General features: G+C 70.7%; 27 protein-coding genes and 1 pseudogene. 13 read left to right on the forward strand and 15 right to left on the reverse strand.

What is annotated here, in order from left to right; genetic code table 11:
• Positions 1-9 precede the first annotated feature (9 nt).
• The 4 genes from ABIE67_RS08655 to ABIE67_RS08670 all read right to left on the reverse strand — a co-directional run bounded on the left by ABIE67_RS08655 (position 10) and on the right by ABIE67_RS08670 (position 2,852).
• The gene (locus tag ABIE67_RS08655) at positions 10-771 is read right to left on the reverse strand and encodes an SDR family oxidoreductase (RefSeq protein ID WP_370255713.1); all 762 of its coding nucleotides are present in this window, start codon (positions 769-771) and stop codon (positions 10-12) included.
• 18 nt (positions 772-789) lie between these two features.
• A complete protein-coding gene (fabG, locus tag ABIE67_RS08660) occupies positions 790-1,551 on the reverse strand; it encodes a 3-oxoacyl-ACP reductase FabG (protein ID WP_370255714.1) in 762 nt (253 codons plus the stop codon).
• A 138-nt stretch (positions 1,552-1,689) separates the two neighbouring features.
• Positions 1,690-2,100, reverse strand: coding sequence for a DUF3037 domain-containing protein (locus ABIE67_RS08665; RefSeq protein ID WP_370255715.1), 411 nt, complete (start codon positions 2,098-2,100; stop codon positions 1,690-1,692).
• Complete coding sequence (locus ABIE67_RS08670; RefSeq protein WP_370255716.1) at positions 2,097-2,852, reverse strand: HipA family kinase; 756 nt, start codon at positions 2,850-2,852, stop codon at positions 2,097-2,099. Before ABIE67_RS08670 ends, ABIE67_RS08665 begins: the two co-directional genes overlap by 4 nt.
• 220 nt (positions 2,853-3,072) lie before the next feature.
• On the opposite strand from ABIE67_RS08670, the gene ABIE67_RS08675 reads away from it, so the two are divergent.
• The gene (locus ABIE67_RS08675; protein ID WP_370255717.1) at positions 3,073-3,558 is read left to right on the forward strand and encodes a Rieske (2Fe-2S) protein; all 486 of its coding nucleotides are present in this window, start codon (positions 3,073-3,075) and stop codon (positions 3,556-3,558) included.
• Between the two features lie 21 nt (positions 3,559-3,579).
• Here ABIE67_RS08675 and ABIE67_RS08680 read toward each other — a convergent pair whose 3' ends face one another.
• Positions 3,580-4,230, reverse strand: a complete 651-nt coding sequence (locus ABIE67_RS08680; RefSeq protein WP_370255718.1) for a cysteine hydrolase — start codon at positions 4,228-4,230, stop codon at positions 3,580-3,582.
• A gap of 160 nt (positions 4,231-4,390) precedes the next feature.
• Between ABIE67_RS08680 and ABIE67_RS08685 the strand changes: the two genes are divergently transcribed.
• Positions 4,391-4,858: a pyridoxamine 5'-phosphate oxidase family protein gene (locus ABIE67_RS08685; RefSeq protein ID WP_370255719.1), complete on the forward strand. Its 468-nt coding sequence runs from the start codon at positions 4,391-4,393 to the stop codon at positions 4,856-4,858.
• 27 nt (positions 4,859-4,885) lie between these two features.
• Here the strand turns inward: ABIE67_RS08685 and ABIE67_RS08690 are convergent, their stop codons facing one another.
• Positions 4,886-5,788 carry a LysR family transcriptional regulator gene (locus tag ABIE67_RS08690; RefSeq protein WP_370255720.1) on the reverse strand — a complete coding sequence of 301 codons (903 nt, stop codon included), beginning with the start codon at positions 5,786-5,788 and terminating at the stop codon, positions 4,886-4,888.
• Between the two features lie 38 nt (positions 5,789-5,826).
• Here ABIE67_RS08690 and ABIE67_RS08695 point away from each other — a divergent pair, with 38 nt between their 5' ends.
• A complete protein-coding gene (locus tag ABIE67_RS08695) occupies positions 5,827-6,810 on the forward strand; it encodes a DMT family transporter (RefSeq protein ID WP_370255721.1) in 984 nt (327 codons plus the stop codon).
• 107 nt (positions 6,811-6,917) lie between these two features.
• Here the strand turns inward: ABIE67_RS08695 and ABIE67_RS08700 are convergent, their stop codons facing one another.
• Positions 6,918-8,249: an aminotransferase class I/II-fold pyridoxal phosphate-dependent enzyme gene (locus tag ABIE67_RS08700; protein ID WP_370255722.1), complete on the reverse strand. Its 1,332-nt coding sequence runs from the start codon at positions 8,247-8,249 to the stop codon at positions 6,918-6,920.
• A gap of 65 nt (positions 8,250-8,314) precedes the next feature.
• Here ABIE67_RS08700 and ABIE67_RS08705 point away from each other — a divergent pair, with 65 nt between their 5' ends.
• Together ABIE67_RS08705 and ABIE67_RS08710 are read left to right on the forward strand one after the other, a co-directional pair.
• Entirely contained in the window at positions 8,315-8,998 is a 684-nt protein-coding gene (locus ABIE67_RS08705; RefSeq protein ID WP_370255723.1) for a pyridoxamine 5'-phosphate oxidase family protein, read from the forward strand.
• Positions 8,998-9,630 (forward strand): FMN-binding negative transcriptional regulator, encoded by a 633-nt coding sequence (locus ABIE67_RS08710; protein WP_370255724.1) that lies wholly within the window; start codon positions 8,998-9,000, stop codon positions 9,628-9,630. Before ABIE67_RS08705 ends, ABIE67_RS08710 begins: the two co-directional genes overlap by 1 nt.
• A gap of 41 nt (positions 9,631-9,671) precedes the next feature.
• Here the strand turns inward: ABIE67_RS08710 and ABIE67_RS08715 are convergent, their stop codons facing one another.
• The 3 genes from ABIE67_RS08715 to ABIE67_RS08725 all read right to left on the reverse strand — a co-directional run bounded on the left by ABIE67_RS08715 (position 9,672) and on the right by ABIE67_RS08725 (position 12,599).
• Positions 9,672-10,658 carry a DMT family transporter gene (locus tag ABIE67_RS08715; RefSeq protein WP_370255725.1) on the reverse strand — a complete coding sequence of 329 codons (987 nt, stop codon included), beginning with the start codon at positions 10,656-10,658 and terminating at the stop codon, positions 9,672-9,674.
• 175 nt (positions 10,659-10,833) lie between these two features.
• Positions 10,834-11,826: a DMT family transporter gene (locus ABIE67_RS08720; RefSeq protein WP_370268344.1), complete on the reverse strand. Its 993-nt coding sequence runs from the start codon at positions 11,824-11,826 to the stop codon at positions 10,834-10,836.
• A 200-nt stretch (positions 11,827-12,026) separates the two neighbouring features.
• Positions 12,027-12,599: a Clp protease N-terminal domain-containing protein gene (locus tag ABIE67_RS08725; RefSeq protein ID WP_370255726.1), complete on the reverse strand. Its 573-nt coding sequence runs from the start codon at positions 12,597-12,599 to the stop codon at positions 12,027-12,029.
• Between the two features lie 199 nt (positions 12,600-12,798).
• Here ABIE67_RS08725 and ABIE67_RS08730 point away from each other — a divergent pair, with 199 nt between their 5' ends.
• Both ABIE67_RS08730 and ABIE67_RS08735 read left to right on the forward strand, forming a co-directional pair.
• Positions 12,799-12,987, forward strand: a complete 189-nt coding sequence (locus ABIE67_RS08730; RefSeq protein ID WP_370255727.1) for a hypothetical protein — start codon at positions 12,799-12,801, stop codon at positions 12,985-12,987.
• Between the two features lie 101 nt (positions 12,988-13,088).
• The gene (locus ABIE67_RS08735; RefSeq protein ID WP_370255728.1) at positions 13,089-13,526 is read left to right on the forward strand and encodes an SRPBCC family protein; all 438 of its coding nucleotides are present in this window, start codon (positions 13,089-13,091) and stop codon (positions 13,524-13,526) included.
• An 83-nt stretch (positions 13,527-13,609) separates the two neighbouring features.
• Here ABIE67_RS08735 and ABIE67_RS08740 read toward each other — a convergent pair whose 3' ends face one another.
• Positions 13,610-14,230 carry a PadR family transcriptional regulator gene (locus ABIE67_RS08740; protein WP_030053676.1) on the reverse strand — a complete coding sequence of 207 codons (621 nt, stop codon included), beginning with the start codon at positions 14,228-14,230 and terminating at the stop codon, positions 13,610-13,612.
• A gap of 202 nt (positions 14,231-14,432) precedes the next feature.
• On the opposite strand from ABIE67_RS08740, the gene ABIE67_RS08745 reads away from it, so the two are divergent.
• The 4 genes and pseudogenes from ABIE67_RS08745 to ABIE67_RS08760 all read left to right on the forward strand — a co-directional run bounded on the left by ABIE67_RS08745 (position 14,433) and on the right by ABIE67_RS08760 (position 16,814).
• Positions 14,433-15,107 (forward strand): formylglycine-generating enzyme family protein, encoded by a 675-nt coding sequence (locus ABIE67_RS08745; RefSeq protein WP_370255729.1) that lies wholly within the window; start codon positions 14,433-14,435, stop codon positions 15,105-15,107.
• A 139-nt stretch (positions 15,108-15,246) separates the two neighbouring features.
• Positions 15,247-15,471, forward strand: a pseudogene (locus ABIE67_RS08750) (aminoglycoside phosphotransferase family protein); the annotation flags it as partial.
• A gap of 153 nt (positions 15,472-15,624) precedes the next feature.
• Entirely contained in the window at positions 15,625-15,882 is a 258-nt protein-coding gene (locus ABIE67_RS08755) for an HAD family hydrolase (RefSeq protein ID WP_370268348.1), read from the forward strand.
• 122 nt (positions 15,883-16,004) lie between these two features.
• The gene (locus ABIE67_RS08760) at positions 16,005-16,814 is read left to right on the forward strand and encodes a PhzF family phenazine biosynthesis protein (protein WP_370255730.1); all 810 of its coding nucleotides are present in this window, start codon (positions 16,005-16,007) and stop codon (positions 16,812-16,814) included.
• A gap of 119 nt (positions 16,815-16,933) precedes the next feature.
• Here ABIE67_RS08760 and ABIE67_RS08765 read toward each other — a convergent pair whose 3' ends face one another.
• Both ABIE67_RS08765 and ABIE67_RS08770 read right to left on the reverse strand, forming a co-directional pair.
• Positions 16,934-17,713: a CPBP family intramembrane glutamic endopeptidase gene (locus tag ABIE67_RS08765; RefSeq protein WP_370255731.1), complete on the reverse strand. Its 780-nt coding sequence runs from the start codon at positions 17,711-17,713 to the stop codon at positions 16,934-16,936.
• A gap of 408 nt (positions 17,714-18,121) precedes the next feature.
• A complete protein-coding gene (locus ABIE67_RS08770) occupies positions 18,122-19,639 on the reverse strand; it encodes a glutamate-cysteine ligase family protein (RefSeq protein WP_370255732.1) in 1,518 nt (505 codons plus the stop codon).
• A 555-nt stretch (positions 19,640-20,194) separates the two neighbouring features.
• Between ABIE67_RS08770 and ABIE67_RS08775 the strand changes: the two genes are divergently transcribed.
• A complete protein-coding gene (locus ABIE67_RS08775; protein ID WP_370255733.1) occupies positions 20,195-20,797 on the forward strand; it encodes a hypothetical protein in 603 nt (200 codons plus the stop codon).
• 433 nt (positions 20,798-21,230) lie between these two features.
• Positions 21,231-21,437: a DUF5999 family protein gene (locus ABIE67_RS08780; RefSeq protein WP_030053671.1), complete on the forward strand. Its 207-nt coding sequence runs from the start codon at positions 21,231-21,233 to the stop codon at positions 21,435-21,437.
• Between the two features lie 160 nt (positions 21,438-21,597).
• Here ABIE67_RS08780 and ABIE67_RS08785 read toward each other — a convergent pair whose 3' ends face one another.
• Positions 21,598-22,641 carry an endo-1,4-beta-xylanase gene (locus ABIE67_RS08785; protein ID WP_370255734.1) on the reverse strand — a complete coding sequence of 348 codons (1,044 nt, stop codon included), beginning with the start codon at positions 22,639-22,641 and terminating at the stop codon, positions 21,598-21,600.
• Positions 22,642-22,696: 55 nt separating this feature from the next.
• Entirely contained in the window at positions 22,697-23,461 is a 765-nt protein-coding gene (locus ABIE67_RS08790) for a carbohydrate ABC transporter permease (RefSeq protein ID WP_370268352.1), read from the reverse strand.
• Positions 23,462-23,523: the final 62 nt, after the last annotated feature.

Below are 23,523 nucleotides of genomic sequence, written 5' to 3' on the forward strand. Positions count from 1 at the left end.
TCCCGTGCGTCAGCCGACGCCGGCGTTGAGGAAGATGCCGCCGTCGATGACCAGGGTCTGGCCGGTGATCCAGTCCGACTGTCCCGAGGTGAGGAACGCGGCCGCGCCGCCGATGTCGGAGGGCACTCCGAGCCGGGCCAGCGGGTAGGCCGCTGCGGCCTCGGCTTCCCGGCCCTCGTACAGGGCCTGGGCGAACTTGGTCTTCACCACGGCCGGGGCGATCGCGTTGACCCGCACCTTGGGCGCGAACTCGTGCGCCATCTGCTGGGTGAGGTTGATCATCGCGGCCTTGCTGACGCCGTAGGCGGCGATGAAGGGCGAGGGCGCGATGCCCGCGACGGAGGCGATGTTGACGATCGCGCCGCCGTTGTCCTTCTGCCAGGCGTGCCAGGTCTTCTGCGCGAAGCCGAGCGCCGAGATCACGTTGGTCTCGAAGACCTTGCGCGCGATGCCGAGGTCGAGGTCGGCGAGCGGTCCGAACACCGGGTTCGTGCCGGCGTTGTTGATCAGGTGGTCGACGCGGCCGAAGGCCTCCATGGTGCGCTCGACGGCGACGGCCTGGTGGGCCTCGTCGTGCGCCTTGCCGGCCACGTAGATCGCGCGCTCGGTGCCGAGCTGTTCGACGGCCTCCTTGAGGGCGTCCTCGTTGCGGCCGGTGATGCACACACGGTCGCCGCGGGCGACGAGCGCCTCGGCGACGCCGTAGCCGATGCCGCGGCTGGCGCCCGTGACGAGGGCGACCTTGCCGGAGAGTTCAGGCAGTTCGGTCATGGTCGTCTCTCCCCGGCCCTAGTCGAGCGGTCCGCCGGCGACGTACAGCACCTGGCCGGAGACGAAGCCGGCCGCCTCGCCCGTGAAGAAGGCGATCGCGTTGGCGATGTCGTCCGGCTCACCGACGCGGGCCACCGGGATCTGGGTGGCGGCGGCGGCCTTGAAGTCCTCGAAGCCCATGCCGACGCGGTCGGCGGTGGCCTTGGTCATCTCGGTGGCGATGAAGCCGGGGGCGACCGAGTTGGCGGTGACGCCGAACTTGCCGAGCTCCTTGGCGAGGGTCTTGGTGAAGCCCTGGAGACCTGCCTTGGCTGCGGAGTAGTTGACCTGGCCGCGGTTGCCGAGCGCGGAGGACGAGGAGAGGTTGACGATCCGGCCGAAGCCCGCGTCCACCATGTGCTTCTGACATGCCTTGGACATCAGGAAGGCGCCGCGCAGGTGCACGTTCATGACGGTGTCCCAGTCGGCGACGCTCATCTTGAAGAGCAGGTTGTCGCGGAGCACACCCGCGTTGTTGACCAGGATCACCGGAGCGCCGAGCTCCTCGGCGATCCGCGCAACAGCCGCCTCGACCTGCGCCTCGTCGGAGACGTCGCAGCCGACCGCGAGGGCCTTGCCGCCGGCCGCGGTGATCTTCTCCACGGTGTCCTTGCAGGCGGCCTCGTCGAGGTCGATCACGGCGACCGCGCGGCCCTCGGCGGCCAGTCGTACGGCGGTGGCGGCGCCGATGCCGCGGGCACCGCCGGTGACCACGGCGATCCGCTGCTCAGTGGTGGACATGGATGACTCTCCTCGGGTGAGCGACCGCTTAGTACCTTCGATGGACGTGACGCTAGAAGCCCTGGCACGCGGTGTCAACGGCCACCGCGCTCATGTGATCCATTACCTGATCCATAACCCGATCCCTCCCCCGATCCGTCATTTCACCAACAGATCGAGCAGCCGCTCCGCCTCGGCCGCCGGATCGGACGTGAGCCCGGTGTGCACCGGCCCCGGCTGGACGACGGTCGAGCGGGGCGCGATCAGCCAGCGGAAGCGTCGCCCGGCGTCGTCGCCACCGGCCTGTCCGGCCGCCTCGCCGCCCGCGCAGACGCCCTCGACGGCACGGAGTGCGGCCCGCACCCCGGCGACGTCCGCATCGGCGTCCAGCGCCCGCAGCCTGGCCTCGTCCAGGTGGGTCCGGGCGGTGACGAAGGACTTGGCGCGGCAGTACACGAGCACGCCCGCGTTGAGGCACTCCCCGCGCTCGATGCGCGGGACGACCCGCAGCAGCGCGTACTCGAAGACGTCCTGTGCACGGGAACGGGTCCCCAGGGTGCGCTCGCTCACTTGATCCCCTCGATGCGTTCGTGGATGACGGCGGCCCGTGCGACCAGGGGCTTCGCGTACGCCCGCCGCAGTGCGTCCGCCGACGCGAACCCCGGTTCGTCCGCCAGCCACGCCTCGGGGATCTCGGCGGTCACCTCGGCGAGGGACTCCTCGGTGACGAGCGGCGCCAACTCGGCCGCGGCCGCCCGCACATCCGGCGCGAAGGAGGCGAGGGCGTGGTCGGAGGCGTCGTACGGGCGCGCGGCCGACTTCTGCGCGCCGGGCCAGTTGTGCTGCCAGATCATCGTCGCGCCGTGGTCGATGAGCCACGGTTCGCCCCGCCACATCAGCAGGTTGGGGTTGCGCCAGGACCGGTCGACGTTGTTGACCAGGGCGTCGAACCAGACGATCCGGCCGGCGTCCTCGGGGCTCACCCCGAACGCGAGGGGATCGAAGCCGAGCGCGCCGGAGAGGAAGTCCATGCCGAGGTTGGTGCCCCCGCTGGACTTGAGCAGCTCCTGCACCTCCTGGTCGGGCTCGCCGAGCCCCAGCACCGGGTCGAGCTCCACCGTCACCAGCCGGGGCACCCGGAAGCCCAGCCTGCGGGCGAGTTCACCGCAGACGACCTCGGCGACCAGCGTCTTGCGGCCCTGTCCGGCGCCGCTGAACTTCATGACGTACGTCCCGAAGTCGTCGGCCTCGACGAGCCCCGGCAGCGAGCCGCCCTCACGCAGGGGCGTGATGAAGCGGGTCGCGATGACTTCCTTGAGCATCGCCCCAGGTTACTGGCGCGAGGGCGGGGCACGGGACGGCCCGGGCGGGCGGCGACGCGTTTGCGCCGACAGTGAATCGACAGCCGCGGACAGGGAACCGACAGCTCCGCTTTACCCACCTCTTCACCGGACCAGGTCAGGATTTCGACTGAGTCTGAACAGCCGGCCCCCAGGGGCCGTACCTCTCGCCAGATCAGGAATCCGCGGAAGGAACGTCAGCATGACCAGCGAATCAGTTCAGCCGGTGTCGAGTCCGAGTCGCCGTACCGTCGTGGCGGCGGTCGGCGCGGCAGGGCTCGCCGTGGCGCTGACCGCGTGCGGGTCGGACGACGACGCGTCCGGCTCGTCCACCGAACAGGGTGCCGCCGGCGGCGGCGCGAGCACCGAAGCGAGCAGCGGCTCGACCGCCGGTGCCGGCGGCGCGGCGCTCGCGAAGACCGCCGACATCCCGGAGGGCGGCGGCAAGGTCTTCAGCGACGAGAAGGTGGTGGTCTCGCAGCCGACGGCGGGCGACTACAAGGCCTTCTCGACGATCTGCACCCATCAGCAGTGTCCGATGACGGACCTGCAGGGGGACACACTCACCTGCGCCTGTCACAAGAGCCAGTTCTCCGTCCTCGACGGCAGCGTGAAGAAGGGGCCGGCGACCCAGCCGCTGCCCGCCAAGGAGATCAGCGTGGCAGGCGACTCGATCACGCTCGCCTGATCCGGCGGCATGGGACAGGGCTCAGGCCCGACCCGTACCGCGTGGACGCCTGAAGCCGTCCAGCACCTCGTCCGTGGTCGCGACCGTGGCGACCAATGCGAGGGTGTGGCGGATCATCGCCGGGGTGTAGTCAGAGGGCACCCCGGCGACGGCGTCCCGGGGCACGACCACGACATAACCCCGGTTCACGGCGTCGAAGACCGTGTTGGGGATCGCCACGTTGGCCGAGACACCGGTGACGATCACCGTGCGGCAGCCGACGTTGCGCAGCAGGGCATCGACGTCGGTGCCCTGGATCGGGGACAGGCCGTGCAGACGGCGTACGACGAAGTCCTCCTCGGCGACCTCGATCGGCGCCGCCACGCGGACCGCCTCGGTACCGGACAGCTGCTGGACGGGGAGCCGTTCGGCGGCGCGAAAGAGGCGGGCGTTGTGGTTGGCCCCGCGGCCGTCGGGGCGGCGTTCGGCGATGGCGTGGATTACCTGGACGCCGCTCTCGTGGGCGGCCGCGACCAGCCGGGCGATGTTGGCGAGGGCGCCCGAGGAGCGCGCCTGCGCGGCGAGTTCGGGCAGCGCGCCGGCCGGGCCGACGACGCCCTGCTGGCACTCGACGGTGAGCAGGACGGTGGTCGCGGGGTCGAGGAGTTCGCTGAGTCCGGCGTACGACGGCATGGTTCCCCCTGTGACCGACGGCGGCGTGGGCCGGCGAGCGTAGCCATCTTCGGGTGAGGACGGAACCACCATTGCGTGTGGACGGAAGACGACTCATCCTTTTCTGACGTGATGTCAGAGGATCTCTCCTCTGGCACGACGTGAGAGAAGAGGGGGCCGCATGACCGTCACTCAGCGCCGGGGCCGGAAGATCATGATGACGCCCGGTGAGCTGGACGAGTTCCTCACCACTCAGCGCACCTGCCGGGTCGCCACGGTGTCCGCCGACGGCTTCCCGCATGTCAGCGCCCTGTGGTTCGCCTGGGACGGGAACTCGCTGTGGCTGTACTCGGTGGTCCGCAGCAAGCGGTGGGCCGATCTGCGCCGCGATCCGCGGGTCGCGATCGTGATCGACACGGGCGAGGACTACGAGCAGCTGCGCGGCGTCGAGCTGTCCGGCACCGTCGAGTTCGTGGGCGAGAGCCCTCGCGTCGGCGAGCTGCGCGCCGAACTCGACGTCCCCGAGACGCTGTTCGCGCGCAAGAACTTCGGCCTCGACGAGATGCCGCACGACGGCCGGCACGCGTGGGTGCGGCTGACGCCGGAGAAGATCGTGTCCTGGGACTTCCGGAAGCTGGGGGCGCTCTAGGAGGCGGGCGGCTGGCAGCAGGCAGCGTCAGGAGACGTTCTCCCCCGCCTCCCGCAGCGCCCGCACCGCCGCCCGGATCGACGGGCGGCGATCGGCGTCCGCTCGCCAGACGACGTACACATGGCGCCGTACCCGCTGCTTCAACGGCACGGTCACCACGGCTTCGGGCATCGGATGACGCCCCAGCAGGGGCGCGATGCACACGCCGAGTCCGGCCGCGACCAGCGCGAGCTGGGTGTGGGTCTCGGGGGCGCGGTGGCCGACGAGGGGCTCGATGCCCTTGGAGCGCAGGGTGAACATCAGCCACTCGTGGCAGAACTCGCCCTCGCCCCAGGTGATCCACTCGTCCTCGGCGAACTCGGCGAGGTCCACCTCGTCCCGCCCGGCGAGCCGGTGCCCGGCGGGCATCGCCACGTCGGCCGGGTCGTCCAGGATGTGCGCCTTGACCAGGCCTTCGGGCAGTGCCATCGGCTTGTTGTACCAGTCGAGCACGACGGCCAGGTCGAGGTCACCGCTGATCACTCCGGCGATGCCCTTCTCCGGCTCCAGCTCGCAGGAACGCACACGCAGCGCGGGGTGCTCCGCGCGCAGGGCGGAGAGCGCGGGCGGGAACAGCCCTCGCGCCCCGGTCGGGAACGCCGCCAGTCTCAGCTCGCCGACGACCTTTCCGCGCTGCGCCTCCAGATCGGACTGGGCCAGCTCGACCTGCGACAGGATGCGCGCCGCGTGCTCGGCGAGCAGCCGCCCCGCGTCCGTGAGCCGTACGCCCCGCCCGTTCTTGGCCAGGAGCTGCTGGCCGACCTCCCGCTCCAGCTTGGACATCTGCTGCGAGACGGCGGACGTCGTGATGTGCAGGCCCTCCGCCGCGCCGCTCACCGAGCCGTGCCGGGAGAGGGCGTCGAGGGTGCGCAGGCGCTCCAGATTCAACATGTAAGCAATACTACGAGATACCGGGCGCGAAATCTCGATTGTGCTACGAAGTCGTGTGCTGCATCGTTGCTGCCATGACCACCGCCACCGGCTCTCGCGTCCCGGCCGAAGCCACTCCCCGCCCTGACTCCCGCCCTCGCCCCCGCCCCCGCCTGGACTGGCGTCTGCGTTTCGCCGCGCTCTCGCTGATCTGGGGCTTCAGCTTCCTGCTCATCAAGGTGGGCACCCATGGTTACGCCCCCTTCCAAGTCACGCTCGGGCGGCTGGTGTTCGGTACGGCGGTACTGGCGGCCGCGATGGCGGTGAAGCGGGAGCGGCTGCCGCGCGGGGCGCGCACGTGGGGACATCTGACGGTCGCCGCGTTCCTGCTCAACGCGCTGCCCTTCTCGCTGTTCGCGTACTCCGAGCTGACGATCCCGTCCACGCTCGCGGGCATCTGCAACGCGACCTCGCCCCTGTGGGGCATGGCCCTGTCCCTGGTCGCGCTCTCGGAGGACCGGCCGACGCGGGTCAGGGTCGCCGGGCTCGGGCTCGGCTTCCTCGGGGTGCTGACGGTGCTCGGGGCGTGGCAGGGCTTTCACGGGCTCGATGCCACGGGGACGGCGATGGCACTGCTGGCGTCGTTGAGCTACCCGGTCGGCTGGATATACGTCCGCCGTACGCTGGCCGGCTCCAGCGAGTCGCATCTGTCGCTGACCGGGGCGCAGTTGTCGTTGGCCACGGGGCAACTGGCCGTTGTGACACCGGTGTTCACGTCGGTGCCCAGCAGCTTCCCGGTGGTACCGCTGCTCGCGATCGTGGCGTTGGGGGCGCTCGGGACGGGGCTCGCGGTGCTGCTTCAGTACGGGTTGGTCGCCGAGGTGGGACCCACGACGGCTCAGATGGTCACGTACTTCATTCCGGTCATTGCCACGGCTGCGGGGGTTGTGGTGCTCGGGGAGTCGCTGAGCTGGTCGACGCCGGTGGGTGCGGTGGTCGTTCTAGTGGGGGCGGCGCTTACTCAGGTCAAGCGGGGCGCCTAGGGCGTGTTGGCGGCTGCGGTTGAGAGTGGCTGGTCGCGCCCGCGCGGCGGAGCCGCATATCGATACAGCCCCGCGCCCCTGAAGCGGTTGACTCTCCCGAACCCTGTCTAGACGTAGCCCCTTGTTGGTGCCGGGGCCACCGCCCTCGCCACCGCGTCCGCCAGGGGGGCGATCTCGTCCGTCGCGAGGGTCGCCACGGTGATCCTGATCCCGGGTGGCGCGCTCATGCGGAAGCGGGCGCCCGGGGCCACGGCCCAGCCGGCGTGCAGGAGGCGGGACACGGCGCCCGTCTCGTCGGGGACCGGGACCCAGACGTTCAGGCCGCTGCGGCCGTGGGCCGTGATGCCCCGCTCCGCCAGTGCGGCGATCAGGGCGTCCCGGCGGGTGGCGTACGCCGCTGACACCGCCTTCGGGTCTACGGCGCCCTCGGCCCAGAGCCGCATCAGGGCCCGCTGGCCGATGCGGCTGACCCAGCCGGGGCCGAGGCGCTGGCGGCCGCGTACCCGGTCGACGGTGACGGGGTCGCCGGTGAAGACGGCGAGCCGCAGGTCGGGGCCGTAGGCCTTGGCGGCGGAGCGGACGAACGCCCAGCTGCGGGTGGTGCCCGCCAGGGTGTGCAGGGGCAGGTCTACGATGCCGTGGCCGTGGTCGTCCTCGATGAGCAGGACGTCCGGGTGGTCCTTCAGTACGGACCGCAGGGCACGCGCGCGGGCGGCGCTCACGACCGCGCCCGTCGGGTTCTGCGCCCGGTCGGTGACGATCAGGGCGCGCGCCCCCGCTTCCAGGGTCCTGCGCACGTCGTCCGGGAGCGGGCCCTCGTCGTCCAAGCCGACCGGGGCCGTCCGCAGGCCGACGGCGGGGACGAGGTCGAGCAGGCTGCCCCAGCCCGGGTCCTCCACGGCGACGGTGTCGCCGGGCTTGAGGTGGGCCGCGAGGACGCGCTCGATCATGTCCAGCGAGCCGGAGGTGACGGCGATCGGGCCGTCCGGGACGCCGTCGGCGTCGAACGCGGCCCGCGCGCTGCGCGCCAACTCCGGTTCCACGGCCGCGTCCCCGTACATGACCGGCTCCCGGTCGTTCTGCTCGGCGGCCGCCGCGAACGCCCTGGCCAGGGACGGCAGCAGCGCGGGGTTCGGGTTGCCGGTCGCCACGTCCCGTACGCCCTCCGGTACGTCCACCCGGATGGACTCGCGCGCGGTCGTGGCCGGCTTGGGCCGTACCCGGCTGCCCCGCCGCCCGGCCGTCTCGATGACCCCGCGCTCCCGCAGGATCCGGTAGGCGGCCGCGACGGTATTGGGATTCACGCCCAGTTCGACCCCCAACTCCCGCATGGGTGGGAGCAGTTCGCCCGGCTCCAGCTCACCGGCACCCACCGCGCGCTCGACGCTCGCCGCAATCTCTGCTGCGCGCCGACCTTCGATCCGATATCCTCCTAGCACAAAGAACATTATGCACTAGTGCAATCAAGTCCGCAAAAGCGCAACAGAACGCAAGGGAGACCGTCATGCAGGGGACCGAGACGTCGACGTCGCCGACCTCCGTCTACACGCCGACCGACCGCACCGTCCCCACCCGCTCCGCGAACCGGGCGTCGTACGACAAGGAACTGGTGCACGCGATACTCGACGAGGCCTACGTCTGCCACCTCGGCTTCGTCCGCGACGGGGCGCCGGTCGTGCTGCCCACGCTGTACGGCCGGGTCGGCGAGACGCTCTACGTCCACGGCTCGACCGGCTCGCGCCCGCTGCGGATGACCGGCCAGGCCGACCCTGGGCTGCCGGTGTGTCTGACGGTCACCCATGTCGACGCGCTGATCCTGGCCCGCTCGGCCTTCCACCACTCGATCAACTACCGGTCCGTGGTGGTGCACGGCACCGCGTACGACGTGACGGACCCGGAGGAGAAGCGGGTGGCCCTGGACGCGCTGGTCGATCACGTCGTGGCGGGCCGGTCCCGTGACTCGCGGCCCGCCAACAACAAGGAGCTGGCCGCCACCGCCGTGATCCGCCTCGACCTGAACGAGGTCTCCGCCAAGCTCCGCACCGGCGGTGTCAACGACGAGCCCGAGGACCTCGCCCTCCCCCACTGGGCCGGCGTCGTTCCGCTGCGCAAGGGTTACGACGCGCCGGTCGGGGACCCCGGCCTGGCCCCCGGCACCGAACTCCCCGACTACCTCGGGGCCCTGTGATGCTGATCCACCCCTGGGACGCGCCCCGCGACGACACCGAGTGGCAGCGGTGGCTGGCCGTCCACGACTTCGGGCAGCTCGTCGTCAACGGCCTGGACGGCGAGCCACCGCACGTCCAGCCGCTGCACTTCGCGTACGACGGCGAGCGCGGCGAGGCCGTCACGCACCTGGCCAGGCCCAACCCGATGTGGCCCGCGCTGCTGGCCCACCCCGACGTGGTGCTGAGCGTGGTCGACGACTACGTCTACGTTCCCGGCCCCTGGCAGGCGGCCCCGGACACCCCGTCCGAGCACGGCGTACCGACCAGCTTCTACGCGGCCGTCCAACTCCGCTGCCGGGCCCACGTCGTGGACGACCCGGCCGAGAAGGCCGAGCTGCTCAACCGTCAGGTGGGGCACTTCCAGCCGGAGGGCGGCTCGGCGGAAGTAGCGGTCGGAGAGGCACCGTTCGGCAGGCTGCTGTCCGGCATTCGGGGGCTGCGCCTCGAAGTCACCGGCGTCCGCGCGAAGTTCAAGTACGCGGGCAAGCGGACAGAGGAGGTCCAGGACCGGATCGCGGTACGGCTGACGCGGCGGGCGGGGCCGGGGGACACCGCGGCGCGCGAGCACATGCTGCGCCGCCGCCCGGCCTGAGCGAGGGGCCCTCCACCCGTGCGGTGTGGGGCCCCTCGCCGTCACGCCGCCAGTCGTTGCGCGCCGCGTGCCTCCGCCACCGCGAGCCCCATGACGGACCCGAGCATCAGCAGGGTGCCGGCGAGTGTCGGCGCCGTCAGGTGTTCGCCGAGCAGGACGACGGCGAGCACCGCCGCGCTGACCGGCTCCAGCAGCATGATCACGGAGACCGTGGCCGACCGTACGGCGGCCGCGCCCGCGAAGTAGAGGGCGTACGCGAGGGCGGTGGGGACGGCCGCGATGTACACCAGCAGCCAGCCGAGCCGTACGGGGTCGGCGGTGTGCGGCACGAGTCCCTCGGCGAGGGCGAAGGGCAGCAGGCACAGGCTGGTGACCGCGAAGGCCCAGAGGGACGTACTGGCGGCGTCGGCCCCGCCGTCACGCCCCCACTTGCGCGTCAGCAGGGTCATCACGGAGTACGCCGCCGCGGACACCAGCGCCAGCACCACGCCCCACGGCCGTACGGTCGCGCCCTCGCCGCCCAGCGCCAGCACCGCGAGCCCGGTGAGCGCACCGGCCACGGCCGCGACGCCGCCACGGCCGAGCCGCTCCCCCAGCGTCAGCCGGGCGCCGAGCGCAATGAACACGGGGCCGGCGCCGAGGGTGACGACGGTGCCCACGGCGAGTCCGGTGACGTCGACGGCCGCGAAGTAGGCCGTCTGGAACACGGCGAGCCCGACGCCGTTGGCCCCGGCCCGCAGCGCCTTGCGGCCGAGGAGCTCGGACACCACGGTCCCGGCGGCCACGGTGGTCCTGTCGGTCCCGGCGGTCTCCGCTCGCGGACGGGGACGCGGACGCAGGAGGCGGACGGCCAGCAGCAGCACGAAGCCGACCGCGCAGCGCCAGAAGGAGAGGGTGACCGGCCCCATGTCACTGGTCCGGTAGACCAGGGAGCCGGCGGCACCCGCGGTGCCCCAGGCGGCACCGGCGACGATCAGGTAGAGGAGGCCTCGCCCGATGGGCAGGCCGGAAACAGCAGCGTTCGACACGAGTTTTTCTCCGCAGACATGCAGAAGTTCTGGAAGGACCGCGGCTCAGCGGGGTCCGTGGACTTCGTCTGCGGGCAGCACCGTTCCGCCCGGCGTGACGCCGGGCAGGCGTTCCGGAGGGCCCGCCTCAGGCGGCCGGAGGCGGAAGAACGAGCGTCGAAGGCATGATCGAACCTTAGGCGAGGGTCGAACGGGTGGACAAATCCCTTTCCGGTCCGCCGCCCGCCACCGGTTCCGGAGAACCCTTCGCCGGTGCCGACGACTGCGCGATGAAGGCGCCGACCAGGACGATCACACCGCCGATGATCTGCGGCGCGGACAGGTGCTCGCCGAGCAGGACCCAGGCCAGGACGGTCGCGATGACCGCTTCGAGGCAGGCAACCACGCCGGCGACCTGCGGTGAGAGCCGGCGGACGGAGACCACTCCGGTGACGTACGCGATCACGGTCGCGACGAGGACGATCCAGGACAGCAGCAGGGGGGCCGCGACCGGGGTGCCGTTCATGTGTGCGGTGCTGCCCAGCACGGACCAGTCCATCGTCCAGGGGCGGGCCACGACGGTGAGGACACCGGCTCCGACGAGGAGGCCGTACGCGATGACGCCCAGCGGATCGGGGGCCTCGGCGCCGGAGTCGCTGCCCTGGTCGGACAGCACGAAGTAGCCGACCTGGCAGCAGGCGGCGCCGAGCGCGAGGAGCAGGCCGAGCGCGTCGAAGCTCACACCCGACCAGACCTCGACGACGCAGGCGAGTCCGCCGACCGCGAGGACGACGCCGAGGGCGGCGGCGGGCGTGACGGGCCGTCGCTGTACGAACCGCACCCAGCCGAGGACGAGCGCGGGGGCGAGGTACTCGACGAGCAGCGCGACCCCGACCGGGATGCGGGATATCGAAGCGAAGTAGAAGGCCTGCACGCCGGCCACACCGAGCAGTCCGAACCCCGCGAGCAGGGCGGGGCGGCGGCGCAGCAGCGCCCGGTGGCGCACGGCGAGCGGCAGCATCACGAGGGCCGCGCCGGCCACGCGCAGCCACACCACGTGCAGCGGATCGAGCCCCGCCTCGATCAGCGGCTTGGCCGCGACGCCGGATCCTCCGAAGGCGATGGCGGAACCTATCGCCAGCCCCAGCCCGACGCCCTTGCCGCGGCCGACCCCACTGCTCTCAGACATACGCACCGGCACATGATGACAGGCGATGACATGAGCGTCATCCCCAATGACACCTGTCTCGCCGAGTGGACAGAGGGGTGGGGCGCGAGGGTTGGGGGAACGGCGGAGGGCGGTGCGACTCACGCCAGGGCTCGACCGCGGGTTCGAAGCGGCTGCGGGCCGGGACGGCGGCGGGGGCACGCGGGGGCAAGGCAGCGGGCCTAGCGAGCCGTCTCGCCTTCGGTGACGTACTCGTCGCGCGGTTCGTCGCGCGGTTCGTCGATCCGGGCGCATAGCTCGTTCGCGTCGATGCCGGCGCGGGCGAGCACCTCGACGGCGCGGGCCTGCGGGTCGAGCGCGATCGCCGCGAGCAGGTCGAGGCCGCGGGCCTGTGTGTCGCCGCGGCGCGCGGCGCGTCGGCAGGCATGGTCCATCGCGCTCGCGGCCAGCGGGGAGAAACCGTCGCCGTCCCGCACCACGGGGACGGCACCGGAGTCCTCGACGCTGCCCTGCCAGCGCAGGCCGTAGCCGATGGTGCGTTGCACGAGATAGCCCAGCAGGCGGGCGATCTGGGGGCCGTCGCCGAAGACGGCGTACACCTCCCGGTCGTGCTCCAGGAGCGAGTGCAGCAGATGGGCCGTGTCGATCTGCCGGTCCCCGTCCCTGACCGCCCGGCGGCGGGCACCGGAAACCACCGCTGCCAGCTCGTCGCTGAGCCTGGCATCGTCCGCGGCGGCGGCCGGACACCGAGAGTCCTGCTCCTGCGCCGACTGCCGGGGAATACGGGGTTGCACATCCCCTACCCCATCAACCACTTCGAGCCGAGTCATCCCCGGGAGGAAGCATTTTGGCGTCCCACACAGAGTGGACTCCGCCGGCCGATATCTCCTCCTTACGGATGAGATCACGCCGAACACGCCCGAAGGGCGCGCGCCGCCTTGCCGTGCGCCGTGTACGCAACCATGGCGCCCCGCCCGGACGTCCCTCAGGAACATGGAGAGCAGGTGCTGGCTGGTGTCGTTGCCTGCCGTCGACGGCAGACAGTACGTCTACCGGGTGTACGCACCGGAGGACGCCCTGCCCGCCGACCTGTTCTGGGAGGCCTGGCACTGCCACGACCAGAGCGCGTTCCCACGCGCGTGGGATCTCTTCGACGCCGCGGTGATACGGCTGGTGGGCTGAGCTCACGTCTCCACATTTTCTGACGGCTCATCAGTATTGAATGTTCCAGGCCCCACGGCTACGTTCCGCGACACCGTAGCCCGAGACGAAGGGGTGGTCGCATGGCCGAAGTCAGCGCGGAGGCACGCATCGAGGCGCCGGCCGAGAAGGTCTGGGCACAGCTGACGGACTGGTCGGCGTACGGGCAGTGGAACGCGACCCACACCAGCTTTCCGGGCGGCGGCCCAACGGCCCTCGAAGTGGGCGGGACCTTCCAGGAGAACATGAAGCTGATGGGGTTCCCGGCCGAGGTCGAGTGGACCATCGAGGAACTGGAGCCGACGCGGGTGCTCGCCATTCGCGGCAAGGGCCCGATGGCGGTGACCGTGGCAACGCGCTACACGCTGACACCGGAAGCCGACGGCGCCGGCGCCACGGCTGTCCGTATCGACGGCGAGTTCACGGGTGCGGCCGTGTCGTTGATGGCGGGCAAGCTCAAGGACTCGGCCACGGCGGCACTGAACGAGTCGCTGCGCAAGCTGGCGGGCCTGGTGGCCTGAGCACCTCGCCGTACACACGAAGGCGCCCCGCGGATGAACCCACGGGGCGCCTTCACTCAGGGCGGCGAGGCCGCCGACCCGCCTCAGTCCTCATCGGCGAGGATGAGGTACAGCCTCTTGCGGGCGTCGTTGATGACGGTCAGCGCCTTCTCGCGCTGCTCCTTGCTGCCCGTCTTCCAGACCTGCCCGAAGGCCTCCATCAGACCGAAGCCGGCCTGCCGGATCTCGCCGAGGGCCTCCCAGTCGACACCGCGGGAGGCTTCCTCCCAGGGCGCCTCGGGCCCGGCTTCGGCCGCCTCGCGGCCCGACTCCGTGAGCGAGAACAGCTTCTTACCGCCCTCACTCTCGCTGGCGATCAGCCCCTCGTCCTCCAGCAACTGGAGGGTCGGGTACACCGAGCCGGGGCTGGGCTTCCACGCCCCGCCGCTGCGCTCGGCGATCTCCTGGATCATCTCGTAGCCGTGCATGGGGCGGTCCTTCAGCAGGGCGAGGATCGACGCGCGCACATCACCGCGCCGCGCCCTCCCTCGCGGTCCACCGCGGCCGCCCTTGGGCCCCCAGGGGCCGGGCCCGAATCCGGGCCCACCGAAGCCGCCGGGACCGCCCGGCCCAAAGGGCCCGAAAGCGCCGCGCAGCCCCTCGAAGCCGCCTCGGCCGTGATGACCGTGTCCACCATGCCCACGCTCGAATCCATGGGAACGCATCGCAATCACTCCATTCCATCGTTGATCTGTCGCGATGCGTCAACGATATATCGGAACTGTTCGCATGGCAAGACCGGCTGCTGTTTTCGGTGAGTGACCTGTGCCAGTGAAGGATGACGACTTGCAGATTCGTGTCAGCCAAGGACAACCGTTGGTGGCTCTGTCGTTTCGCACTGACAGGTTTCGTTAGGATCTCCTGATCATGGACGTGATGATGGGGAACGAGATGATCTCCATCCACCGGGGGCAGGTGACGCTGTCGGACCGGCGGACACAGCGCAGTTGGTCGGTCGAACTTGCGCCCTACCAGCTCGCGGCATCCCCGGTCACCCAGGCGTTGTACACGCAGATCACAGGCCGGCGGCCGAGTACCACCCCTGGGGACCAGTTGCCCGTCGAGTGCGTCTCCTGGTGGGACGCGGCGCGGTTCTGCAACGCCCTGTCCCAGTGCGCCGGCCTCACGCCCGCGTACCACTTCCGTGCCGAGGCCGAAGATATCGAGTGGGACGCGTCCGCCGACGGGTATCGGCTGCCGACCGAAGCCGAGTGGGAGCACGCCTGCCGTGCCGGGACGACCGGGCCGCGCTACGGGGAGCTCGACGAGATCGGCTGGTACCGCGGTAACTCGCACGAGCGCACCCACGAGGTGGGCGGCGAACTCCCCAACTCGTGGGGGCTTTACGACATGCTCGGCAACGTCTGGGACTGGTGCTGGGACGTCTACGACGCCGAGGTCTATGGCGCCTACCGGGTGCTCCGTGGCGGTGGTTGGTTCGATGAGCACTGGAGTTGCCGGGCCTCCGCGCGGCGCCGCAGCCACCCGAATTTCCAGGTCGACGACGTGGGGTTCCGCCTCGCGCGTTCCGTCGTGCGCTGATCCGCGTCGTGTGCGAAGCCCTCTGTCGGCGAACCAGATCACTTGAGTGTTTCGACAGGGTCTGAGGGGACCACTTGGGCAGCGGGTGGATAGGTTGGGGGCCCCGGGTCCCCTGGGCTGTGTCCCTGACAGGCATGGCTTGGGTGGCCCCTACGGCCTCTCGGCGGGGGACCGCGCCGAGTTGCCCGGCGTCATCGAGCAGGCCACGGAGGTCTGCCGGGCCTTCGTCGCCCGCCGCGTGGCCGGCGGAGACCCCGCCTATCTCCAGGCGTTGGCCGAGCGTGGTGGATGGGAACGCTGGGATCGCATGCAGACTTGGCTGGTGGACCACCGCAAGACGTTCACGGCTGCCCTGCTGAACTGACCGGCCGCGACGTTCGAGGACGAACTCACCGGGCGTTCTTGGTGCCGCGTTCGTCCTCGGTGGCCTGGAACACGTAGGAGTCGGTTCCGGTCTGGATCAACGTGCGGCAACGCTGGGAGCACGTCCGGTGGAGTCGACCTGCAGGGCTGGGTCATCTCCGAAGCCGTCGGGTGCAAGAAGCCCGAACCGGAGATCTTCCGGACGGCAGCCGCGGCCGTCGGCGCCCCTCTGACCGGCGCATGGGTCATCGGCGACTCACCGCACTCCGACATCGCCGGCGCCGACGCGCTCGGGCTGCGAAGCGTGTGGGTCGCGGACGGACGGGGCTGGACCGACGACTCCTGCCGGCCCGCTCATGTCGCTCAGGACGTCGTCTCGGCGATCGACCACGCCATCACTGCGCCGGAGTAGGGTGCGACGCTCCTGCGCCACAGTAGGGTGCGACGCATCTGCGCCCCCTCGGACCGAAATCGGTCCAGCACCCCCGAATTGGCCTTGGTCGTCCCCTCCCCCGCACCTCTAGCGTCAGCGTCATGCGGATTCGAATCGTCGACGCCTTCACCGACCGTCCCTTCGCCGGCAACCCGGCCGGGGTCCTGCTTCTCGACGCCTTCCCGGCGGACGACTGGCTGCGGAGCGTGGCCATGGAGGTCAATCACGCCGAGACGGCGTTCGCGCACCGGCTGCCCGAAGGCGGCGAGGCCGACTGGGCGTTGCGGTGGTTCACGCCGGTCACCGAGGTCTCGATGTGCGGGCACGCCACGCTCGCCACGGCCCAAGTGCTGCACAGCACCGGCGCCCACGAGGGACCCGTGCGCTTCGCCACCCGCAGCGGGGTGCTCGTGGCCACGCCCCGCGAGGACGGCTCCCTCACCCTCGACTTCCCGACCGCCCCGCTCACGCCGGCCGAGGTCCCGGAGGGCGTCACGGAGGCTCTGGGTGCCGAAGCGCGCGTCGCCTTCGACACCGGTCCGAACATCAACGACCTGCTCCTCGAATTCGCCGACGAGAAGACGGTCCGCGCCCTGGCCCCCGACCACAAGGCCCTCGGCGCCTGCTCCGAGCGTGGCATCATCGCCACCGCCCGCGCCGAGGACCCCACCCGGGGCTACGACTTCGTCTCCCGTTGCTTCTTCCCGAACGTCGGCATCGACGAGGACCCGGTCACCGGCAGCGCCCACACGGCCCTGGCCCCCTACTGGTCCGAGCTCCTCGGCCGGGCCGAACTCGCCGGCCTCCAGGCCTCCCCCCGCTCCGGCCTGGTCCGCACGGAACTCCGCGGCGACCGCACGCTGCTGAGCGGCCGCGCGGTGACCGTCATCGACGGTGAGCTGATCGCCTAGGGCTCGCCCGGCCGGCGGGGACGCCGAAGGGGGCGTACGAGACCGCCGTACGCCCCCTCGAAAACACCTGTTCGAAGCACCCCGTCAGAACTTCCCCCCCCGGCGTCCCCCGAAGACGCTCACGCCGTCGGCAGCCACCCCACCTTGCCGGCCAGCAGCGCGTACCCCACGAACGCCCCTATGTCGAGCAGGGAGTGCGCCACGACCAGCGGGCCCACCCGGCCCCAGCGCCGGTACAGGTACACGAACACCACGCCCATCGCCATGTTGCCGAGGAAGCCGCCGATGCCCTGGTAGAGGTGGTAGGAGCCACGCAGCACGGAACTGGCCACCAGCGCGGTGCCGGGCGTCCAGCCCAACTGGCCCAGGCGGCGCAGCAGATAGCCGACGACGATGACCTCTTCCAGGATCGCGTTCTGCAGCGCCGACAGGATCAGCACCGGGTACTTCCACCACACGTCGGGCAACGCCTCGGGCACCACGGTGAGGTTGAAGCCGAGCCCGCGGGCGGCCAGGTAGAAGGCGATGCCGGTGCTGCCGATCACCGCCGCGATCGCCGCTCCGCGGCCGAGGTCCGGCCAGGGCCGGGTCCGGTCGAAGCCGAGGGTGCGCAGGCTCTGCCCCTCGCGCAGCAGGAAGTGCGCGACGAGTGCGACGGGGATCAGGGCGGTGGTGATCCCGAAGAGCTGCCAGGCGAGATCCAGCCAGGGGCGGCCCGGCGCGGCCGAGGCGTTGAGCGTGGCCGCCTGGTCCTTGAGGCCACCCGGCTTGGTGACCGAACCGACAAAACTGATCAGGGCGGACACACCACTCGCGCCGAGCGACAGCCCCAGAACGAGCAGCGTCTCATCGCGGAAAATCCGTCGTGAGGGCCGCTCGTGCGGAAAAGATTCGGCCATGGGGCCTGCCTCGCCCTGCACACCTGCCTCCAGTTGAGTAATCCCGCATCATCCCCATCGCCGCCCCCCAGGGCCTCGAAAGCCATGACGAAGACCGTGCACGACAGGCCGTTGGGGGGACGGGCGCCGGACGGGGCGTACCGCCCCTTTGCCTGCCATACGGCCGGACTCCGGCACTGGGTTCAGCAGGGCAACGGGGAGGGGCACCACCGTCATGGGACGTCACAGCTTGCCCGATCAGTATGGGGCGAGCGGCAGCGACCCCCGTCGCGACGACCGGAGCGGGCCGGCGCCACGCTGCGTGACGACCCCTCCGGCTCGGCGCAGCCGACCCCTCACACAGCGCAACCGCTTCATGATCGCCGCCGGGGCCGACCCGGAGTTGCCCCCGGACCGGCCCCTGCGCCGTCACCCCAGCGGCACCGGCTCCAGCAACCCCACGGGCCAGGTGTGGACCGGATCTCCCCGGTGCATCAGCTCGCGGTAGCGGCGGGTCGTGGCCGCCAGGGCCGCGTCCCGGGTCAGGCCCGCCTCCAGTGCCTGGTGGAAGGTGGCCGCCTGCCAGGACGCGCCGTTCATCCGCCTGCGGCACCGCTCCTCGATGACGCCCAGGTAGAAGTCCCGGTCGGCCCGCTCCACGCCCCACGCCTCGAGGCCGGCCTCGGCCAGGGGCAGCAGTTCGTCGCGTACGAGGCTCACCGCGTCGACCTCCGTCGTGCCGCCGTACCGTCCGCGCCGGGGCCAGCGCAGGCGCGCGTCGATGCCGTGCTTGCACGCCTCGTCGAAGTTGGCGGCCGCCGCCTCGAAGGGCAACCGGGTCCACACGGGCCGTGACTCCTCGGCGAGGGCGCGGACGACGCCGTAGTAGAAGGCGGCGTTCGCGATGACGTCCGTGACGGTCGGCCCGGCGGGCAGGACGCGGTTCTCGACGCGCAGGTGCGGGACGCCGTCGGCGATGCCGTAGACGGGCCGGTTCCAGCGGTAGATGGTGCCGTTGTGCAGGACGAGCTCGGCGAGTGACGGTGTGCCGCCGGCGTCGAGGACCTCGAGCGGGTCCTCGTCGTCACAGATCGGCAGGAGGGCCGGGTAGAAGCGCAGGTTCTCCTCGAAGAGGTCGTACGCCGAGGTGATCCACCGCTCACCGAACCAGGTGCGCGGCCGCACGCCCTGGGCCTGGAGCTCGGGCGGGCGGGTGTCGGTGGACTGCTGGAACAGCGGTGGGCGCGACTCCCGCCACAGCTCGCGTCCGAAGAGGAACGGCGAGTTGGCGCCCAGGGCCACCTGGGCGGCGGCGACCGCCTGCGCGGCGTTCCAGACGTCGGCGAAACGGCCCGGGGTGACCTGGAGGTGCAGCTGCACGGAGGTGCAGGCGGCCTCGGGGGCGATGGACCCCGAGGTGCAGGTCAGGTGCTCCACGCCGTCGATGTCGAGCGTGAAGTCCTCACCGCGGGCGGCCACGATCTGGTCGTTGAGGAGGGTGTAGCGGTCGACGGCGGAGAGGTTCGAGGAGACCAGGTCGTCCCGGTCGAGCGTCGGCAGAATGCCGATCATCACGATTCCCGCGTCGAGCTCACCGGCTTTTCGGTCGGCATATGCCAGTGATGTCCGGAGTTCCTCCGCGAGCTGGTCGAATACCCGCCCCTGAAGGCGGTGTGGGGCTATGTTCACTTCCAGGTTGAACATGGCGAGTTCTGTTTGGAAGTCGCGGCTCGCGATCCGCTCCAGCACCTGCATGTTCAACATTTTCGGCATGCCGTCGGCGCCGGTGAGATTCAATTCGATCTCCAGCCCCATGAGGTTCTTGGGGCGGTCGAACCGCTTCTCCTCCAGCAGCCGCTCCAGGCCCGTCAGACACCGCCGCAGCTTCACGCGGTAGTGCTGGCGATCGGACAGATCGAACCGACCTGCCACGACCTTCTCCCCCATCGAAGCTTCCCTCCTCGGATGGGCGGGCCGACTTTACGGCCGCCGGTCTCCCGGGTCAGGTGGGATGATGCCCAGCCGAAGCGATCGATAACGTCCCGCTTCGGCTCGGTGCCCGCTACTCTGGCGGACGTGACCGGCGGCACATTCACGAGGCATGGAGCACTCAGCAGTTGCGGACTCCTCACGAACTCGTGAAAAACGCCGACGAGAATTGGCCGACCGCGCCCGGGGTATTTTTCGAGGTCATCGCCGTATGATCGGTCGGCACTCGGGATGATTCCCGCATATCACCGGCCGAATGAACCCTTGCCGGGTGCACCGAAACCGGCTAGATGAAACATCGTCTGAACACTCGTCGTATAAACTCCGCAATCAAGGCAGAGGGTTGGCGCCCACGGTCCCAGGACCTGCCGTCACATGACGTGCGACAGGCCCCCACCCCCCTCGCGCTTCCCGACCCCGGCCCCCGCCTCTCTGACCTCCGTGAGCAGACAGCGCCGTCCGCCCCCGTCACGCCCTCGCGCCACCGGCTCTCCGAATGAGAGGCGACCCACCATGCCGCTGCATGTTCCCCCGGCACCCGCGCCCGCACTTCGCTCCGTCCTCACCGCCCTCGGCTCGCCCACCGCGGTACGTGAGGCCCGAACGCCCTCCCTGCGTGCCGCCCAGGGACCCGCCACACCCGAACTCCCGCTGCCCGTGCACGTCCTGGACCAGATCACCCCGGCGGGCCTGTCCGCGACCCGGCTGACCGGCTGGCGTTTCCTGATCCGGTGCGGCGACCGCGCGGTGGCCGCGGCGGAGACCCGGCTGACACCCGACGGCTGGGCGTTCTCGCACTTCTTCGAGGGGCCGTATATCGCCTCCACCGAGCGGGCACTGCAGCAGGCCGAGACGATCGGCCAGCCCTACCAGCCGCGTCTGCTGTCGTTCCCCGGCCTCTACATGCTCACCCTGTGGTTGCACGGCGACTGCACCGCGGACGCCGCCACCGGCCATCCCGCCGCCACGGACATCCTCGTGCCGCTGGCCCCGGCCCCGCCCGGCATCGCGGCCCACCTGCCGCTCCGGGTCGCCGAGCTGTTCCCGGTGCTGACCCACCGGGCGACGCCGGCCCCGCTGCCGCCCCTGCCTCCGCTGCTCGGTTCCCCCGCCTGACAGCACACCGCGCGAGCGGCCCCGTACCCCGCCGCCCCATTCCGGGCGGCGGGGTACGCCGCTGTTCACGCCACAGGAAAACGAGCAACGCAAACACGCGATGATTTCGCTCGCGCGAGCGACAATACGCTCGAACGAGCTTCTCAAGGCCTCCGGCCCGCCCGGACTAGCCCTATCCGACCACTGCGAACCACCCGAAGTGACGGTGGAGTTGAGATGAACCGTCCGCGCGGGCGATGCGTCATCAACCTGTGAGAAAGCGGTGCCGCGAAATCCCTGCGGATTGACGCCCGTGGGGCAACACTGGGTTCCGACCGACTAATCACAACGGGGGGCGGCCATGAACGAAGCTTCACGCCGCGAAACAGACACGACAGCCACCACCGTCACGACACCCACCTCACACATCACAACAGAGCGAAAGATCCCCTCCATGTGCCAGCACCAGCCACCGTGCCCCTCAGCCGACTCCGCCGACCGGGAATCCGCCCGTCTCGTGGCGCACCACCCGGAGCAAGGATGGAGCCTGCTGTGCAACGGCGTCCTGCTCTTCGAGGACACCGGTGAGCTCCTGCCGGACGGCCAGATCATCGCCCCGCACCGTCCGCTGGGCACCGGCAAGGTGATGACCGCCGCGTAGCGCCTGCCGACGGCACGCCGAGAAGGCCCGCCGGAAGGGCCCCGCACCACCACCGGGCGGAGTGACGAACGCCCGGCGTACTCCAGAGGCCGGTCGCAGACCCTGACTGCGAGCCGGCCCCCATGTGTGTCCGGAGGTGGTCACTCACCGTAGTGGGTCTTTACTTCAGCGCTTCCCGCAGCGCGAAGTACGCCGGCTTCGGGCGCAGTTGCTCGTCCCACGGCAGTGCCGCGCCCTCGCCCGGGAAGAACGCCGGGATCCAGGAGTACCTGTCCGTGTAGTCCCAGACCGTGATGCCCACACACCGGCGCACCGCCAGGCAGGCCTCGGTCATGTCCCGGTACCAGTCGGCCTGCTGGGCCAGCTTCTCGTCGGTCGCGGGCAGCAGCATCCGTACGTCGACCTCCGTGAGCGCCGTGTCGAGGCCGAGTCGGGAGAAGCGGCGAAGGTTGTCCTCCAGCGTGGTCGGATAGCCGTACTGGAGCGCCAGATGGGCCTGCAGGCCGAAGCCGTGCAGCGGGACGCCCTGGGCCTTCAGCTCCTTGGCCAGCCGGTAGTAGGCGTCGCTCTTCGGGCCGATCGCCTCGACGTTGTAGTCGTTCAGGTACAGCTTGGCGCGCGGGTCGGCCTGGTGGGCCCAGCGCAGGGCGTCGGCGATGTAGCCGGGGCCGAGCGTCTTGTAGAAGACCGTCTCGCGGTACGTACCGTCCTCGTTGAACGCCTCGTTGACGACGTCCCACGCGTAGATCTGGCCCCGGTAGTGCCGTACCTCGGTCTGGATGTGCTTCTTCAGTACGGCGCGCAGCTCGGGCGCCGTCCACTCGCGGTCGGTGAGCCAGCCCGGCAGCTGGCTGTGCCAGACGAGGGTGTGGCCGCGCACCTTCTGGTGGTGGGCGCGGGCGAGGTTCACGATCTCGTCGCCCTCGGAGAAGTCGAACACGCCCTGCTGGGGCTCGGTGGCGTACCACTTCATGCCGTTGCCCGGCGTGATCTGGTCGAACTCGCTGCCGAGGAGCGCCTTGTACGGCTCGTCGACGAGTTCGGGGTTGTCGGTCGCGCTGCCGAAGTAGCGGCCGTGGCGCTGGGCGAGGTCGGCGAGGGTGGGCGGCTCGGGCCGCGCCTGGGCGGGCGAGCCGGTGCCGATCCCGGCGGCGACCAGGAACGCGGCGAGAGTGCCGACGAGTCTGAGACGGTTCTTGCGCATGGTGCGACTCCTCACGTGTCGGATGTGTGGGTAGCCGTACGTCCGCCTGTGCACGTCACCCCTTGGTGGCGCCGGCGGTGAGGCCGCCGACGAGCTGGCGCTCGGCGACGGAGTAGAAGGCGAGGGCGGGGACCATGGCCAGCACCAGGTAGGCGAAGACGCGGGCGTAGTCCGCGGAAAACTGGCCCTGGAACTGCTGGACGCCGATCGGGATGGTCCACCACGTCGAGTCGGTGAACACCAGCAGCGGCAGGAAGAAGTTGTTCCAGCTGGTGACGACGGCGAGGACCGAGACGGTGCCCAGCGCGGGCCGTGCCATGGGCAGCAGCACCCGCCAGAAGAACCCGAAGGAACTGCACCCGTCGAGCGTGGCCGCCTCCTCCAACTCGCCGGGGATGTCCCGGAAGAAGCCGCGGAGGATGATGATGGTCATCGGCAGTCCGAAGGCGGCCTGCGGAAGGATCACGCCGAGCGGGTTGTCCAGCAGTCCCATGGAGCGCAGCAGCAGGAACAGCGGGAGCGCGGCCACCGCGAAGGGGAACATCAGCCCCATCGTGAAGAGGGTGAACAGCGCCTCCCGTCCGCGGAAGGCGAAGCGCGCGAAGGAGAAGGCCGAGAGCGCGGAGACCGCCACGACCAGGACGGTCGTCCCCACCGCGATGAGGGTGCTGTTGCCGATCAGCCGCCAGAAGTCGCCCGATCCGAGGATGCCCGTGTAGTTGCCGGTCACCCACGAGTCCGGCAGACCGACCGGGTTGCGGGAGAGCTCGTCGGTGGACTTGAAGCCGGACAGCACGGCGTAGAGCAGGGGCACCACCATCACCGCGCCGACCACGACGAGGATCACGTGCAAGGGCAGGTTCTTCCCGCCGGTCTTCCTTC

This window comes from Streptomyces sp. V4I8, from assembly GCF_041261225.1.
In the GTDB taxonomy this organism is placed as follows: Bacteria; Actinomycetota; Actinomycetes; order Streptomycetales; family Streptomycetaceae; genus Streptomyces.

What these genes read in the sequence shown, in the direction of transcription:
- ABIE67_RS08655 (WP_370255713.1), bottom strand. Translation starts at nt 771, where the DNA reads ATGACCGAACTGCCTGAACTCTCCGGCAAGGTCGCCCTCGTCACGGGC.
- fabG (WP_370255714.1), bottom strand. Translation starts at nt 1,551, where the DNA reads ATGTCCACCACTGAGCAGCGGATCGCCGTGGTCACCGGCGGTGCCCGC.
- ABIE67_RS08670 (WP_370255716.1), bottom strand. Translation starts at nt 2,852, where the DNA reads ATGCTCAAGGAAGTCATCGCGACCCGCTTCATCACGCCCCTGCGTGAG.
- ABIE67_RS08675 (WP_370255717.1), top strand. Translation starts at nt 3,073, where the DNA reads ATGACCAGCGAATCAGTTCAGCCGGTGTCGAGTCCGAGTCGCCGTACC.
- ABIE67_RS08680 (WP_370255718.1), bottom strand. Translation starts at nt 4,230, where the DNA reads ATGCCGTCGTACGCCGGACTCAGCGAACTCCTCGACCCCGCGACCACC.
- ABIE67_RS08685 (WP_370255719.1), top strand. Translation starts at nt 4,391, where the DNA reads ATGACCGTCACTCAGCGCCGGGGCCGGAAGATCATGATGACGCCCGGT.
- ABIE67_RS08690 (WP_370255720.1), bottom strand. Translation starts at nt 5,788, where the DNA reads ATGTTGAATCTGGAGCGCCTGCGCACCCTCGACGCCCTCTCCCGGCAC.
- ABIE67_RS08705 (WP_370255723.1), top strand. Translation starts at nt 8,315, where the DNA reads ATGCAGGGGACCGAGACGTCGACGTCGCCGACCTCCGTCTACACGCCG.
- ABIE67_RS08710 (WP_370255724.1), top strand. Translation starts at nt 8,998, where the DNA reads ATGCTGATCCACCCCTGGGACGCGCCCCGCGACGACACCGAGTGGCAG.
- ABIE67_RS08720 (WP_370268344.1), bottom strand. Translation starts at nt 11,826, where the DNA reads ATGTCTGAGAGCAGTGGGGTCGGCCGCGGCAAGGGCGTCGGGCTGGGG.
- ABIE67_RS08730 (WP_370255727.1), top strand. Translation starts at nt 12,799, where the DNA reads ATGGAGAGCAGGTGCTGGCTGGTGTCGTTGCCTGCCGTCGACGGCAGA.
- ABIE67_RS08735 (WP_370255728.1), top strand. Translation starts at nt 13,089, where the DNA reads ATGGCCGAAGTCAGCGCGGAGGCACGCATCGAGGCGCCGGCCGAGAAG.
- ABIE67_RS08740 (WP_030053676.1), bottom strand. Translation starts at nt 14,230, where the DNA reads ATGCGTTCCCATGGATTCGAGCGTGGGCATGGTGGACACGGTCATCAC.
- ABIE67_RS08745 (WP_370255729.1), top strand. Translation starts at nt 14,433, where the DNA reads ATGGACGTGATGATGGGGAACGAGATGATCTCCATCCACCGGGGGCAG.
- ABIE67_RS08760 (WP_370255730.1), top strand. Translation starts at nt 16,005, where the DNA reads ATGCGGATTCGAATCGTCGACGCCTTCACCGACCGTCCCTTCGCCGGC.
- ABIE67_RS08765 (WP_370255731.1), bottom strand. Translation starts at nt 17,713, where the DNA reads ATGGCCGAATCTTTTCCGCACGAGCGGCCCTCACGACGGATTTTCCGC.
- ABIE67_RS08770 (WP_370255732.1), bottom strand. Translation starts at nt 19,639, where the DNA reads ATGGGGGAGAAGGTCGTGGCAGGTCGGTTCGATCTGTCCGATCGCCAG.
- ABIE67_RS08775 (WP_370255733.1), top strand. Translation starts at nt 20,195, where the DNA reads ATGCCGCTGCATGTTCCCCCGGCACCCGCGCCCGCACTTCGCTCCGTC.
- ABIE67_RS08780 (WP_030053671.1), top strand. Translation starts at nt 21,231, where the DNA reads ATGTGCCAGCACCAGCCACCGTGCCCCTCAGCCGACTCCGCCGACCGG.
- ABIE67_RS08785 (WP_370255734.1), bottom strand. Translation starts at nt 22,641, where the DNA reads ATGCGCAAGAACCGTCTCAGACTCGTCGGCACTCTCGCCGCGTTCCTG.
- ABIE67_RS08790 (WP_370268352.1), bottom strand. Translation starts at nt 23,461, where the DNA reads ATGGTGGTGCCCCTGCTCTACGCCGTGCTGTCCGGCTTCAAGTCCACC.